At 67.9% G+C, this 13,219-nt stretch carries 13 protein-coding genes; 6 read left to right on the top strand and 7 right to left on the bottom strand.

Annotated elements, in window-relative coordinates; all coding sequences use genetic code 11:
• Positions 1 to 7 precede the first annotated feature (7 nt).
• A complete protein-coding gene (locus H9532_RS02130) occupies positions 8 to 244 on the top strand; it encodes a hypothetical protein (protein WP_296365357.1) in 237 nt (78 codons plus the stop codon).
• Positions 244 to 1,926 (top strand): TolC family protein, encoded by a 1,683-nt coding sequence (locus tag H9532_RS02125; RefSeq protein WP_296365355.1) that lies wholly within the window; start codon positions 244 to 246, stop codon positions 1,924 to 1,926. The genes H9532_RS02130 and H9532_RS02125 overlap by 1 nt, the downstream gene beginning before the upstream one ends.
• Here H9532_RS02125 and H9532_RS02120 read toward each other — a convergent pair.
• Complete coding sequence (locus tag H9532_RS02120; RefSeq protein ID WP_296365353.1) at positions 1,889 to 2,098, bottom strand: hypothetical protein; 210 nt, start codon at positions 2,096 to 2,098, stop codon at positions 1,889 to 1,891. The two genes, H9532_RS02125 and H9532_RS02120, sit on opposite strands and share 38 nt — an antisense overlap.
• Positions 2,095 to 3,411 (bottom strand): NHLP bacteriocin system secretion protein, encoded by a 1,317-nt coding sequence (locus H9532_RS02115; RefSeq protein WP_296365351.1) that lies wholly within the window; start codon positions 3,409 to 3,411, stop codon positions 2,095 to 2,097. Before H9532_RS02115 ends, H9532_RS02120 begins: the two co-directional genes overlap by 4 nt.
• Positions 3,412 to 3,498: 87 nt before the next feature.
• Here H9532_RS02115 and H9532_RS02110 point away from each other — a divergent pair, with 87 nt between their 5' ends.
• Complete coding sequence (locus H9532_RS02110) at positions 3,499 to 3,906, top strand: VOC family protein (RefSeq protein WP_296365349.1); 408 nt, start codon at positions 3,499 to 3,501, stop codon at positions 3,904 to 3,906.
• Positions 3,907 to 4,016: 110 nt separating this feature from the next.
• A complete protein-coding gene (locus tag H9532_RS02105; RefSeq protein ID WP_296365448.1) occupies positions 4,017 to 6,437 on the top strand; it encodes an endonuclease MutS2 in 2,421 nt (806 codons plus the stop codon).
• 21 nt (positions 6,438 to 6,458) lie between these two features.
• On the opposite strand, the gene H9532_RS02100 is transcribed toward H9532_RS02105, so the two are convergent.
• Positions 6,459 to 7,703, bottom strand: a complete 1,245-nt coding sequence (locus H9532_RS02100) for an ATP-binding cassette domain-containing protein (RefSeq protein ID WP_296365347.1) — start codon at positions 7,701 to 7,703, stop codon at positions 6,459 to 6,461.
• A gap of 39 nt (positions 7,704 to 7,742) precedes the next feature.
• Here H9532_RS02100 and cgtA point away from each other — a divergent pair, with 39 nt between their 5' ends.
• The gene (gene cgtA, locus H9532_RS02095; protein WP_296365345.1) at positions 7,743 to 8,732 is read left to right on the top strand and encodes an Obg family GTPase CgtA; all 990 of its coding nucleotides are present in this window, start codon (positions 7,743 to 7,745) and stop codon (positions 8,730 to 8,732) included.
• A 34-nt stretch (positions 8,733 to 8,766) separates the two neighbouring features.
• On the opposite strand, the gene H9532_RS02090 is transcribed toward cgtA, so the two are convergent.
• On the bottom strand, positions 8,767 to 8,985 hold the full coding sequence (locus H9532_RS02090) for a CP12 domain-containing protein (RefSeq protein WP_296365343.1): 219 nt from the start codon (positions 8,983 to 8,985) through the stop codon (positions 8,767 to 8,769).
• A gap of 165 nt (positions 8,986 to 9,150) precedes the next feature.
• Between H9532_RS02090 and H9532_RS02085 the strand changes: the two genes are divergently transcribed.
• Complete coding sequence (locus H9532_RS02085; protein WP_296365341.1) at positions 9,151 to 9,648, top strand: hypothetical protein; 498 nt, start codon at positions 9,151 to 9,153, stop codon at positions 9,646 to 9,648.
• Here the strand turns inward: H9532_RS02085 and H9532_RS02080 are convergent.
• From H9532_RS02080 to H9532_RS02070, 3 genes are read right to left on the bottom strand one after another with little or no spacing between them, the layout of a single operon-like run.
• Positions 9,629 to 11,596, bottom strand: coding sequence for an ABC-F family ATP-binding cassette domain-containing protein (locus H9532_RS02080; protein WP_296365339.1), 1,968 nt, complete (start codon positions 11,594 to 11,596; stop codon positions 9,629 to 9,631). The genes H9532_RS02085 and H9532_RS02080 overlap by 20 nt on opposite strands.
• On the bottom strand, positions 11,593 to 12,219 hold the full coding sequence (locus H9532_RS02075) for a DUF2301 domain-containing membrane protein (RefSeq protein WP_296365337.1): 627 nt from the start codon (positions 12,217 to 12,219) through the stop codon (positions 11,593 to 11,595). The genes H9532_RS02080 and H9532_RS02075 overlap by 4 nt, the downstream gene beginning before the upstream one ends.
• Positions 12,216 to 13,181 (bottom strand): glutathione S-transferase C-terminal domain-containing protein, encoded by a 966-nt coding sequence (locus H9532_RS02070; protein WP_296365334.1) that lies wholly within the window; start codon positions 13,179 to 13,181, stop codon positions 12,216 to 12,218. Before H9532_RS02070 ends, H9532_RS02075 begins: the two co-directional genes overlap by 4 nt.
• Positions 13,182 to 13,219 lie beyond the last annotated feature (38 nt).

Raw genomic sequence — 13,219 nt, 5'->3', positions numbered from 1 at the left:
TGCCGCGATGAGCCGCTCCTCTGTTCTGCTGATCATTGGCATCCCCTGGGCCACGGCAGTGGCTGTGCTGTTGATGGTCACCAAGATCCACTCCTTCAGTGGCCGCGTGCACTGGGGCCTGCTCGGCAGCGCCTGTATCTGCTTTTCGATCGGCTGCCTGGCGCGCACCAGCGTTGGCCTGCACGACATGGCCCAGCGCGCCAAGCATGAGAGCGCGTCGGCGATGGATCGGCCGGCCTCCTGATGGGGTTGCGTTTGCTGCTGCGCGGTGGAGTGTGGCTGGGGGCCGGCTTCTGGGTCACCACTGCCGCTGCGGCTCCTCTCACCACAGCCATGCCACCGTCGCCGGGGCTAGTGCGATCGCTGGCGTCATTCGAGCGCGATCTGCTGGAGCTCGATGGGGCGCTGCGGTCTCAGGGTGCAAGCGACCCGACGACCTTCAGCCTGTCGGATCCCGCTCTCCAACCTCCGGATCCCCAGGCCGCCCCAGTGAGCACCGCTGCCGCTGATCAACCCCAGGAACGCGTGCTCAGCCTGGTGCAGGCCCTCAGCGTGGCGGTGGCTAATAGCCCCGAACTGGCGGAGCGCCGTGCCCGCATCGCTGAAATGCGCGGCTTGCAGCGCTCGGTGCTGGGGCGCTTCTGGCCGCGGCTTGCGCTCAACCTGGGTGGAGCCTTCGCCCAGCGCAGCGACTACAACCTAGTGCTCCGGGACAACGCCGGCATCTATCCAGCGGCTCCCGCTCCTGGTGCAGCGTTTCTTGTGGCGGAGAATGGCTGGAACCGGATTCAGGCTAACCAGGGCAGCGCCTGGGGCAGGCTCGATCTGGATTGGGAGCTGATCAGCTTCGAGCGCGGCGCCGCCCTGGCGGAGCAGGATCAGCGCCTCACCGCCAGCCTCGAGCAATACGGCGATGCCCTGCGCCAGCTGCAGCTCCAGGTGAGCGAGGCCTATTACGGCTTGCAGCTGGCTGATCAGCTGCTGCGCATCCGACAGGCCGTGGTGCGCAACGACGCTCTGGTGCGTAACCAAGTGGCAGCCCTGAAGGGCTCGGGGTTGGTGCCGAGGCTCGATCTGCTGCGGGCGGAGGCAGCGCTGCAGCAGAGCCGCTTCCGCCAGGAGCAGGCAGAAGCGCTTCGTCAGAGCCGCCGACAGGTGCTCACCAATCTGCTCAACGTGGCGTTCACCACGCTGCTGCGGGCCCAGACGGATGTGGCGCTGCAACCCCCCTGGCCGTTGGCCCTGGATGCCACGGTGGTGGCTGGATTGCGAGATAACCCGGCCCTGGAGCAGCTCTCGGCGGAGCGCCAGGCTCTGTTGCGTCAGGCCGACCGCCGGCAGGCCCAACTCCTCCCGAGCTTGCAGCTGTTTGCCGCCGGTGGAGGCGGCACCGATCTACTCACCAAGCCGGTGATTGATCTCAATGGCTGCTGCGCCTCGATGAATACCCCCCAGATGTCAACTCAGAGTGCTGACTGGGTGGCTGGATTGCGGCTGCACTGGCGGTTCTTCGATGCGGGCGTGTCGGGTGGCGAGGCGCAGGCCAGCCGCGCGGCCGCTGAAGCGGTGCTGCAGCGCCTGGCCCGCCAGCGCAACCAGATCCGCCAGGAGCTGGAAACCGCCTTCTACGACTACCGGGCTTCCTTGAGTCAGCTGGCGGCGGCGGAGGCCTCCTATCAGGCGTCCCGCGAGGCGTTCCGTGACGCCCGCGCCCGCTACCAGCTGGGGCTGGCGGATTACACCGATGTGAGCGAAACGATCATGCTGCTCACGCGCTCCATGGAGGGGATCGCCGAATCCACCACCCTCGCCAATGTGAGCTACGCGCGGATGTTGCGTCAGCTGCAGCCGGTCCCCCAGCAGCCGGAGCGTGCACCGAACCTGCCACTCACCCTGTCGGTGGATCCGGTGCCTCAGGGGCCGTAGCGCTTTCAGCGTTGAGGCGCCGCTGCTCCAGCCGCGAGCGCAGCGCCAGGCTGCGCCAGGTGAGCAGCACCAGGAGGGCGATGAACCAGAACCACACCTCCGGGGCATTGCTCTGCAGCAGCACCGCCAGAAGCACAACTTCCAGGGCGAGGAAGGGCCATTCGCGCTTCATGGCAGGGTTCCCTCCTGGCGGCGGCTCGGCTGATCCTGCTGCAGATCGAGCTGAGGCGTGCGGTAGGTGCCAGTGAGATCCCTCAGGATCGGCAGGAGATAGCTCACCGGTGTGCGCCATTCCACGTAGGCGTGCGCCTTGAGGGTGAGGCCTTCGCGGATCGGAAACACGCTGCTGCCCTTGGAGAGGGTCCAGCGGTAGCCGTCGTCGCTGCGGCGGCCGGGCAGGAGATCGATTTCGGTGCGGATCACCGGGCCGCTGGCCACCAGCGATTCCGCCAGCGGTGGGTTGCCCATGGTGGTGTTGATGTCTTCCGGAGTGGCGGGCAGCAGGCTCACCCGTTCCACGAGTCCCTGGATGCCTCCGAAGCGGCCGCGCTGCTGCCAGTCGGGCACCACCTCAATGCCCTGGTTGTGTTGTAGGCGCCGGGCATCGGCGGGGTGGAAGTAGGCGATGGCCCGGAGCACCGTGCTGTTGCGGTTGGTGGCGGTGGCCGCACCGAGGGTGCCGAGGCGCTGCCCCGGTTTCACGGTTTGGCCATGGATCACCTGCAGGTCGAGCACGCTGCCGTCGCGCTTGGCTGTGAGGTGGCCCTGGTATTTGAGTTTGGCCTCGGTCACCCGCACTTCGCGGCGGGTGTTGTCGATGCGGAAGCGCCGTTGCTGCTGCTCGGTGTCGATGTCGAGCTTCACCTTGGTGTAGGCGCTGATCACATCCTTTTCGCGGATGGCGAGCTCATCGAGCTCCACCTGCAGCTGGGTGTTGCGATCGGAGGTGCTCACGACTTCCAGCGAGAGCGGCGCCACCACTTCGGTGCGGGCCAGATGGGCGAAGTCGGCCACCTTCTGGGCGTAGGTGCTCTGGAGGGTGCGCACCCGCTGGCGCTCCCGCTCCAGCTTGCGCAGGGCTGTGTCGCGCACGTCGCGGGCAGCCTGCAGGCGGATGGCGTCGCGGCGGTTGAGGTCGGTGTTGATCTGCACCAGTTCGCGCAAATCGCGCTGCTGCTGCTCGAGCTGCTTCTCCAGGGCCGGCTGATCGAGCACCATCAGCAGCTGGCCCTGGCGCACCACATCGCCCACCTTCACCTTCAGCTCGCGGATCTGGCCCTCGGCGCGGCTATCGAGGATGGTGGCGCCGCCGGGCACGATCACCACACCACGGCCCACCACCTCGGTGGGAACAGGCCAGAACAAGGCCCACAACGTGGTGAGGCTGCCCATGCCGATCAGGCTGAGCAGCACCTGGCCCTCCTGGTCACTGGCCTGGCGATGCACCCATCCCCTGAGGGCCTCCAGTGATGGCTTCAGGTTCACGGCAGGCCGTCCTTTCGCTGCATGATTTCTGCCGGTCCTCCGCGATGGGTGGCAGCGTTGACAATGGAAGGATCGTCGATCAGGTCCATGTCCGCCAGCCACCGACTCGGCCATGTCGCCCTGCGGGTGCAGGACATGGACCGCGCCAAGCGTTTTTATCTGGGTCTCGGCCTGCAGCTCACCTGGGATGCCGATGACTGGTGCTATGTGCAGTGGCCCGCCACCGGCGAAGGCATCGCCCTGCTGAGCCCCAGCTACCGCGCCGCCGGCCCCCACTTCGCCTTCCACTTCAACAACCGCGCCGAGGTGGATCGGATCCGTGAGCAGTTGGTGGAGGAGGGCCACAGCTGCGGGCCGGTGCACGATCACCGCGATGGCACCGCCTCCTTCTACATGCAGGATCCGGAAGGCAACTGGCTGGAGATGCTCTACGAGCCGGCCGGTGGCATTCCCTCCAACACTGGCGCTGAGCCGATTGCGGTGTTTCCGGCGTGACGGCTGCACCAGGTGCCGAGCATCCGGTGGAGCCATGGCCACGGGTGTTGCCTTCGCAGCACTCTCTTGAACCGGAGATTCCTGAAGAGCCCCTTGTCGACGCGGCCCCGTTGAGCGGCATTCAGCGTGAGGCCCTCGAGCTGCTCGAGTGGGGCGGGCTTGGCGAGCATGTGGCCGGCTTCGCCAGCACCACTGCTGGCCGCCGCGTGTGCCGCGAGCTGCCCCTGGCTCCCAGCCTTGAGGCCAGCCGCCAGCTTCTGGCGCAAACCACCGAACTCCTGGCCCTCGATGGCGTGCTGGAGGGCGGCCTCAGCTTTCAGGGGGTGGCGGAGCTCAGCCGCACCGTGCAGCTTTGCGCCAAGGGCGGGGTGGCCTCAGCCGATGAGCTGCTCGATGTGGCCACCACCTTGGCGGCGGCGCGGCGGCTGCGCCGGCAGATCGATGATCCCGAGCTGCGGCCCACCACCACGGCCTTGGTGGAGGAGCTGCGCACCCTGCCGGAGTTGGAGCAGCGCCTGCGCTTCTGCATCGAAGACGGGGGTCGCGTGGCGGATCGGGCCAGCCCGCCCCTGGCCCAGTTGCGCCGCCAGATCGGCGCCGCTCGCCAGGAGCGCCGCGATCGGCTGAACGACTTGTTGCGTCGTTACGCCGCCCTGTTGCAGGACAACGTGATCTCCGAGCGCAATGGCCGGCCAGTGGTGGCGGTGAAGGCTGGTGCCGCCAGCCAGTTGCCGGGCCTGGTGCATGACAGCTCAGCCTCCGGCAGCACGGTGTTCATCGAGCCCCAGGCGGTGATTCCCCTGGGCAACCGCTTACGCCAGCTGGAGGGCGAGGAACGGGAAGCCGAGCGAGCCGTGTTGCTGGAGCTCAGCGGCCTGGTGGGGCAGGAGCAACCGGCCCTGGATCATCTGCAGCGCGTGTTGCTGCTGCTCGATTGCGGGCTGGCGCGGGCCCGTTACGGCGCCTGGCTCGGGGCCGTGCGCCCCGAACTCGACCCTGATCCGCTGGCGCCGCTGCAGCTCGAGGGTCTGCGCCATCCGCTGCTGCTCTGGCAGGAGCGCCGCGAAGGCTCACGTTCGGTGGTGCCGGTGAGCTTGCGGGTGCACGAGGGGCTGCGGGTGGTGGCGATCACCGGCCCCAACACTGGCGGCAAAACCGTGACCCTCAAGAGCGTGGGTTTGGCGGCCTTGATGGCTCGGGCCGGCTTGTTCCTGCCCTGCAGTGGCAGCCCGCGGCTTCCCTGGTGCGCCCAGGTGCTGGCTGACATCGGCGATGAGCAGTCGTTGCAGCAGAACCTCTCCACCTTCAGCGGCCATGTGCGCCGGATCGCCCGCATCCTTGAGGCGCTGCCGCCGGCCGGTGCGGATCTGGCCAGCGCAGCCGGTGCCTCGTTGGTGCTGCTCGATGAGGTGGGCGCCGGCACCGATCCCACGGAGGGCACGGCCCTGGCGATCGCCCTGCTCAAGCAGCTGGCGGAGCGGGCGCGGCTCACGATTGCCACCACCCACTTCGGGGAGCTCAAGGCCCTCAAATACGACGACCCCCGCTTTGAGAACGCCTCTGTGGCGTTTGACGTGGAAACCCTCTCGCCGACCTATCACTTGCAGTGGGGTATCCCCGGCCGCAGCAACGCCCTGGCCATCGCCACTCGGCTGGGGCTCGATCCGGCTGTGCTGGCGGATGCTCAGGCGCTGCTGGCTCCGCGCGGCGAAGGGGAAGTGAATCAGGTGATCGCTGGTTTGGAACATCAGCGGCAGCGGCAACAAGACGCGGCCGAAGAGGCGGCGGCCCTGTTGGCGCGCACCGAATTGCTCCACGAGGAGCTGCTCCAGCGCTGGCAGCAACAGAAGGAGCAGAGCGCCGAACTGCAGGAGCAACGCCGCCAGGAGCTCGAGCGCTCGATCCGCGACGGCCAGAAGGAGGTGCGCCGCATCATCCGCCGCCTGCGCCAGGGCCGCGATGTGGACACCAGCAGCCTCGGCGAAACGGCGCGCCGTGCCGGCCAACGGCTCAAGAAGCTCGAGCAGCAGCACCGGCCCCAGCCGGAGCGCCGCGATCACAAGGGTTGGCGACCTGGCGTGGGCGATCGGGTGCGGGTGCTGTCGCTGGGTAAAGCCGGTGAAGTGTTGGCTCTCTCCGCCGATGGCCGTGAGCTCACGGTGCGCTGCGGTGTGATGCGGCTCAACCTGGAGCTCTCGGCCATCGAGGGGCTCAACGGCGAGAAGCCGGCGCCGCCTGAGGCCACCGTGAAGGTGCGCAGCCGCACCCCCATCGGCAGCCGCAGCCCCGATGTGCGCACCGAGCGCAACACCGTGGATGTGCGCGGCATGCGCGTGCATGAAGCCGAGGCTGCGGTGGAAGAGCGCCTGCGCACCGCCAGCGGTCCGCTCTGGGTGATCCACGGCATCGGCACCGGCAAACTCAAGCGCGGTCTGCGTGAGTGGCTGGCCACTGTGCCTTATGTGGAGCGCGTCAGCGACGCCGAACAGGGCGACGGCGGCCAGGGCTGCAGTGTGATCTGGCCGAAATAGAGGCTCGGCCTGCCGCGTGAGTTAGCTCAGCGCCGGCAGGACGGGTTCGCGGCCGGGCGGGGTGGCCGGTTCAGGCCGGGGGATCGCCTCCCCCGCCTGATCAAACAAACGCCATCCCAGGGGGTCCACTTCCAGGTGCACGCTCTGGCCCGGCACCAGTGCTTGATCGGGTTCAGCCCGCAGTTGCACGAGGTGATCGCCCTCGAGCAGGCGGGCGGTGAGCAGCTGTTCATTGCCCAGGCCCTCCACGTGGCACACCTCCGCCGGCAGGTTGCGGTTGGTGGCGGGGGCCAGCTGGAGGTGCTCGGCCCGCAGGCCGCCGTTCAGCTCCTCGCTACCGCCACGGGCTTGCCACTGCAGCAGCGCTTCGGCGATGGGGCCTTCGGGCATGAAGCGGCGGCTGCCCAGTTGCAGTTGACCCTGGCCTGCGCTGCGCACCGGCAGCAGATTCATCGGGGGGCTGCCGATGAACTGCGCCACGAACAGGTTGCTGGGCCACTGGTAGAGCTCCGTGGGGGTGCCCAGCTGCTGCAGGTGGCCGCGGTTGAGCACGGCGATGCGGTGACCCATGGTCATCGCCTCCACCTGGTCGTGAGTCACGTAGACGGTGGTGGTACCCAGGCGCCGCTGCAGCTCCACGATCTGGGCGCGGGTGCCCGTGCGCAGCTTGGCGTCGAGGTTGCTGAGGGGCTCATCCATCAGGAACACCGCCGGCTGGCGGGCGATGGCGCGGCCCAGGGCCACCCGCTGCTTCTGGCCACCGGAGAGCTCCTTGGGCAGGCGATCGAGCAGGTGGTCGAGTTCGAGTGTGGCCGCCACCTCCTGGATCCGAGCTTCGATTCGCCTTTCCCGACTGGACGGGATGCGGAGCGGCTTGGGCAGGCCGCGGCTGGCGCGGTGCAGGCTGTCTTGCAGTTGCTGGGCGGCGCTGCGCCGGCCCTGGCGGCGCAGCCCGAAGCCGATGTTGTCGGCCACGTTGAGGTGGGGATATAGCGCGTAGCTCTGGAACACCATCGCCACATCCCGCTGGGCTGGCCGGAGCCCGGTGACGCAGCGATCTCCCACAAAAATTTCGCCGCCGGTGGGGGCCTCCAGGCCCGCCAACAGCCGCAGCAGCGTGCTCTTGCCGCAGCCGGAGGGGCCTACGAGCACTAGAAATTCACCGTCGGCGATCTGCAGATCCACCTGGCGGAGCACCTCCACCGGCGCACTACCCCGCCGCGGTGGATAGGTCTTGCTGACCTGCTGGAAGCGAACCTCTGCCAAGACCAGGCCACGCGGCGGCCCGATCCTAGGGTTGGTCAAATGCAGTTCATTGATCAGGCCCGCATTGCGGTGCGGGCCGGCCGCGGCGGCGACGGCATCGTGGCGTTCCGCCGGGAGAAATACGTGCCAGCTGGCGGTCCCTCCGGTGGGGACGGCGGCCGCGGCGGTGACGTGTGGCTGGAGGCTGATTCCAACCTCCAGACCCTGCTTGACTTCAAATACAAGCGCCTGTTCGAGGCGGTGGATGGTCGCCGCGGCGGCCCGAACAAGAGCACCGGTGCCAGCGGTGACGGGCTCACGATCAAGGTGCCCTGCGGCACGGAGGTGCGCGATCTACGCACGGGCATCCTGCTGGGGGACCTCACCGAACAGGGCCAAAAGCTGCTGGTGGCGGTGGGCGGCCGCGGTGGCCTCGGCAATGCCCACTACCTGAGCAACCGCAACCGCGCTCCTGAGAAGTGCACCGAGGGCCGCGATGGTGAGGAATGGAACCTCCAACTCGAGCTCAAGCTGCTGGCTGAGGTGGGGATCATCGGCCTGCCCAATGCCGGCAAGAGCACGTTGATTTCTGTGCTGTCCGCAGCGCGGCCGAAGATCGCCGATTACCCGTTCACCACCCTGGTGCCCAACCTTGGTGTGGTGCGCCGTCCCACCGGTGATGGCACGGTGTTCGCCGATATCCCAGGCCTGATCGCCGGGGCGGCGCAAGGGGCTGGCCTCGGCCACGATTTCCTGCGCCACATCCAGCGCACCCGCCTGCTGATCCACCTGGTGGATGCCAGCTCCGACGATGTGGTGCGCGATCTGCACGTGGTGCAGCAGGAGCTATCGGCCTACGGCAACGGCCTCGACGAACGGCCCTGCCTGGTGGCGCTCAACAAAACTGAGCTGCTGCTCGATGACGAACTGGAGGAGAGGATTCAGCAGGCCAGCGACCACTGCGGCCAGCCTGTTCTGGCGATCTCCGCCGCCACGTCACACAATCTCGACAAACTGCTGGCGGCTACCTGGAAGGAGCTCGGGATCTGAGGCTCGTTCCAGGCAGGCTCGGCTCAAGGACGACTCAGTCGTCGTAAACGAGGCACTCAGGAGCGTCGGGGTTGAGGTCGCAGAACACCTCCAGAGGAGTGGGATCGTGCTTGTCCTCAGGGTGGTGCGCCTTGTATTCCTCAAGGCTCTTCACCTCTTCCTCGAGGTGACGGACCTTGCCCTGATCGCCGGCAGCGCGGGCCGCTTCGATCTCGGACTTGTCCTTGGCGATGTGCTCGTCGATCGTGGTCATGGAGGAGGCCGGAAGTGCTCGGCCGCTCGACGTCGTGCACACCATACGGGCTGCAAGTCCTGCTGGACGGGGTTTGTGGTGGGCTTCTGATTTCGGCCTGGTGCCGTTGTCTGCGGCGTTCTTGCTCCGGCGTTGCTATCGAGAGTTCACCAGGCTCCTGGGGCCATGACACGCATTCGCCAACGCCGCGACCGCCACTTCATCGACGACCGCGGTCGTCTCTATTGGATCAACGGTCCGGAGCATCACTGCTATCTCTCCGAGCAGCGCCAGTGGCGAAGCGGCCTCAGCTTCGACGAGGTGCTCGTGTGGAAGCAATGCGCCCCGAGCGGCCTGGTGAGCCAGCGCTTCAGCTCCCTCCAGGCGGCCTGTGAGGCGTTTGAGCACAACCAGGTGCAGTGGTCACTGGATCTCTACCTGCGCCGGATGGGCGATGAGATGGCGCTGCAACGCGGGGTGGACGACTACAAGCCCACCGCCCTGAAAGAGGAGGAGCTGCGGACAGGTCGGCTGTGCCGGCAGCCCTGGCTGGGCTCGGACCCCACCCCCGCTCCCCGCTGCGAGTTGACCGCCCGGCCGGCCTCCTGCCGGCCCGCAGCCGCTGAGCTCCCCCACCAGTTGCGCCGGCGCCGCAGCAGCGCTGCTAGCCGGCCAGTTCGCTGAGCTCCAGCCAGCGCTCCTCGCCGCGCGCGATCCGCTCCAGCAGCTGAGAGAGCTCTTCGCTCAAGGCCTCGAGGGCGGCGTAATCACTGCCGCCCACGGCCAGAAGCCCCTCCAGCTCGCCGCGGCGCTCTTCCCATTGCGGCAGCTGAGCATCGAGCTGCTCCAGTTCGCGGGTCTCCTTGAAGCTGCGCCGGCGGCTCTTGGCTGCAGTGGTTGCGGGGACTGGGGCTGCGGTGGCGCTGGGCGTGCCTGGGTTCGGCGCCGGGCTGCCGTTGGCGCCGCCGTTGCTGGCCGTGGTGCTTTTGTTCTGCTGCCGCTCGAGATAGCTGCTGTAGTTGCCTTCGAAGCGCTCCAGTTGGCCGTTCTCGAAGCTGAACAGCCGATCCACGGTGCGATCGAGGAAGTAGCGGTCGTGGGAGACCACCACCACGCAGCCGCGAAAGTCTTCCAGGAAGTCCTCCAGCACCGTGAGGGTCTGCACGTCGAGGTCGTTGGTGGGCTCATCGAGCAGCAGCACGTTGGGCGCCTCGATCAGCAACCGGCAGAGGTGCAGCCGCCGCCGCTCACCGCCGGAGAGTTTGCTCACCGGCTGGTGTTGCTGGGCCGGCGGAAACAGAAAGCGCTCGAGCAACTGGGAGGCGCTGAGGGTGGAGCCTTCGAGCTCCACGCTGCTGGCGGCCTCCTTCACCACATCGATCACCTTGCGCTGCCGGCCAGCCGCATCGGTGCCCTCGAGCACGTGGTGGCTGTGCTGATCGAAGTAGGCCAGCTTCACGGTGCTCCCCAGCTCGATCCGGCCGGCGTGGGCCTGGCGCCGCCCGGCGATCAGATCCAGCAGGGTGGATTTGCCGGAGCCATTCGGGCCGATGATCCCGATCCGATCCTCGGGGCTGAAGTCGTAGCTGAAGGCTTGGAGCAGCGGGGGGGCGCCGCCGGCCCGGGCTGCGTCGCTGGCCCACACCCCCAGCTCCTCCGCTTCGATGGCGCGTTTCCCGAGGCGGCGTTGGTTGGTGGCCAGGCTCAGCTGCCCTTTGCTCTGACGCTTGGGCTGCTCCTGCATCGCCTCAATGCGCTGGATGCGGGCCTTTTGCTTGGTGCTGCGGGCCTTGGGACCGCGCTTAAGCCACTCCAGCTCCCGCCGCAGCACGCTGCGCAACTTGGCCTCGCTGGCGAGCTCGGCGGCGTCTTCCTCGGCTTTGCGCGCCAGGTAGTAGGCGTAATTGCCGCTGTAACTGCGGGCTTCGCCGCGATCCACCTCCACGATCCGGTTGGTTACCTGATCGAGCACGTAGCGGTCGTGGGTGATCAGCACCAGGGCGCCGCGGAAGCGCTGCAGGTAGCCCTGCAGCCACTGAATGCAGTCGGCATCGAGGTGGTTGGTGGGCTCATCGAGTAGCAGCACATCCGGATCGGCCACCAGGGCTGCTGCCAGAGCCAAGCGTTTGCGGTAGCCGCCCGAGAGATCGCCTACGCGGCGCTGGGTGTCGCCGATGCCGAGCCGCTGCAGCACCTCTCGGATCTGTTGCTCCAGATCCCAGGCCTGGCTCTGGTCCATGCGGGCGTTGAGCTCGCCCAGTTCCGAGAGCAGAGCGGTGTCGTCGTTGCCGGCACTGTGGGCGTGGGCGAGGGCGTCGCTCACCTCGGTGTAGCGCCGTAGCAGCTGCATCTTTTCACCGCTTTCGGCGAACACCTGCTCCAGCACGGTGCGCTCCGGATCCATCTCGGGCTCCTGGCTCACCAGCACGATCCGGGCTTGGGGCAGCACGCGCCGCTCGCCTGTGCCCGGCGGCTCGAGCCCCGCCAGCACCCGCATCAGGGTGGATTTGCCCGCGCCGTTGGGGCCGATCAGCCCGAGCCGCTCCCGCTCGCTCACATGCAGGCTCAGGCCGTCAAACAGGGTGCGGATGCCGAAGTCCTTGCGGACATCCACCAGGCTGATCAAACTCACGAACCAGGCTGCCGCCGCTGAGCTTCCAGATAAGCAAACACGCTCTTATCGCCCACATCAGCGGCCGCGGGCATTGGGAACTTGCGCAGGGTGAGCACCAGCAGCAGCGCGGCCTCCACCCCCATCAAGGTGCCGCTGGCCGCCGCCGGCAGCAGGCCGCTCAGGGCGCCAAGCAGGGCCACCGGCAACAGCAGCGTGACGCCGATCGCCTCAGGGCGGCGGAAACAGAAGAACTCCTTGAAGCCGATGCCGGCCAGGGCGGCAAAGAAGGGGCCGATCGCCCAGAGCCACGCCGGGTGGCCAGCCACCGCATCCGCCATGCGGGCCGGGCCAGCGCTGATGGCCAGGGCCATAAAGCCCACGCTCCCCAGTAACCAGAGCAGCTGCAGGGCGTGATGGAGGGGCCTCAGGTAGATGTGAATCCAGCGCAGGGCCAGCCCAACCCCCAGCAGCAGCGGCAGTAGCCAGGGCCACAGCCAGGCACCGCCCCATTGGCGCCATTGCAGCAGCAGCCCTGCCTGGGCGATCGCCGCGATGCAGAGGGCCAGCCTGTAGCCGAACACCTCCCGTTCATCCTCCGCCGTGATGGTGTACGGCCCGTAGACCCCTTCGAAGCTGGTCATGGCGGCGGCGGCGCTTGCACCAGTGTGGCCAGGGCGGGTCCGGCGGGCACGATCCCCGATGGATGCAAGGGAAAGAGGGCCCCGAAGTAGTCCTCGCGCCAGGCCTGATCGCAGCAGGTGTCCGCCACGCCGGGTAGGCCATAGAAGCGTTGGCGCCACTGCCACAGGGCGGGCAGTTGCCACAGGGGCCGCCGCGACACCCCGAACAGCGGCGCGTACACCAGCTCCAGGCGAATCAGGGTGGGGAACAGCTGCACATCCGCCAGGGTGATCTGCTCGCCGCAGAGCCAGGGCCCCGCGCCAGTGCTTGCCAGGGCGGTTTCGGCCTGGTCGAGGGCGGCGAACAGTTCGCTCTCGGCTCGGTCGTAGGCCGCCTGGTTGCGGGCAAAACCGCAGCGATACACCCCGTCGTTGACGGCCCCCTGCAACAGCTCCCGCCAGCGCATGATTTCAGGGATCAACGCTTTCGGAACGAGATCGTGCGCGGGGTCTGCCATCGGCCACTGGTTGAGCAGTTCGATCAACCGTGCGCTCTCCCCCAGCACCACGCGGCCGCTGGCAGCCTCCACCAACACCGGCACCGTGGCCCGCTGGTTGGCGTCGGCGCCTGAGCGCCGGTAAAGCTCCTGCAGGGTGTTGCAGCCCAGAAACGGTGTGCGGAAGCGCCAGCGGCCGGCTTGCGGATCGGGTTCCACGATCAGCAACCTGATCGACTGCTGCAGTTGCCGCAGCGCCCACACCAGCCAGGCGCGGTGGGCCCAGGGGCAGCTGCGCCCCACGATCAACACGTGGGATTCAGCGTCTGCGGCATTGGCGGGCAGAGGCGGCAGCGCGCTGAAGGCAGATGCCGGTCTGCGGTAGTTGCCATCGCGATCGGCAGGGCCGAGGCCCTGCATCAGCTGCAGCCATTGCCAGTGCCAACCGGCCCGGGCGGCGCTCACCACGGCTGGAGGAATGGCCATCGCCGGCATCGCTGGATCACTGCCAGGCTGGCGCAGCA

Origin of the sequence: Vulcanococcus sp. Clear-D1 (assembly GCF_014654725.1) — a bacterium.
Classification (GTDB): domain Bacteria; phylum Cyanobacteriota; class Cyanobacteriia; order PCC-6307; family Cyanobiaceae; genus Vulcanococcus.
The sequence above is the reverse complement of the archived record's forward strand: the minus strand, read 5'-3'. Positions and strand labels throughout refer to the sequence as shown.

Coding starts and splice junctions, on each gene's coding strand:
- H9532_RS02075 (WP_296365337.1), bottom strand. CDS start 12,219: ATGACCAGCTTCGAAGGGGTCTACGGGCCGTACACCATCACGGCGGAG.
- cgtA (WP_296365345.1), top strand. CDS start 7,743: ATGCAGTTCATTGATCAGGCCCGCATTGCGGTGCGGGCCGGCCGCGGC.
- H9532_RS02130 (WP_296365357.1), top strand. CDS start 8: ATGAGCCGCTCCTCTGTTCTGCTGATCATTGGCATCCCCTGGGCCACG.
- H9532_RS02070 (WP_296365334.1), bottom strand. CDS start 13,181: ATGGCCATTCCTCCAGCCGTGGTGAGCGCCGCCCGGGCCGGTTGGCAC.
- H9532_RS02125 (WP_296365355.1), top strand. CDS start 244: ATGGGGTTGCGTTTGCTGCTGCGCGGTGGAGTGTGGCTGGGGGCCGGC.
- H9532_RS02120 (WP_296365353.1), bottom strand. CDS start 2,098: ATGAAGCGCGAATGGCCCTTCCTCGCCCTGGAAGTTGTGCTTCTGGCG.
- H9532_RS02085 (WP_296365341.1), top strand. CDS start 9,151: ATGACACGCATTCGCCAACGCCGCGACCGCCACTTCATCGACGACCGC.
- H9532_RS02090 (WP_296365343.1), bottom strand. CDS start 8,985: ATGACCACGATCGACGAGCACATCGCCAAGGACAAGTCCGAGATCGAA.
- H9532_RS02110 (WP_296365349.1), top strand. CDS start 3,499: ATGTCCGCCAGCCACCGACTCGGCCATGTCGCCCTGCGGGTGCAGGAC.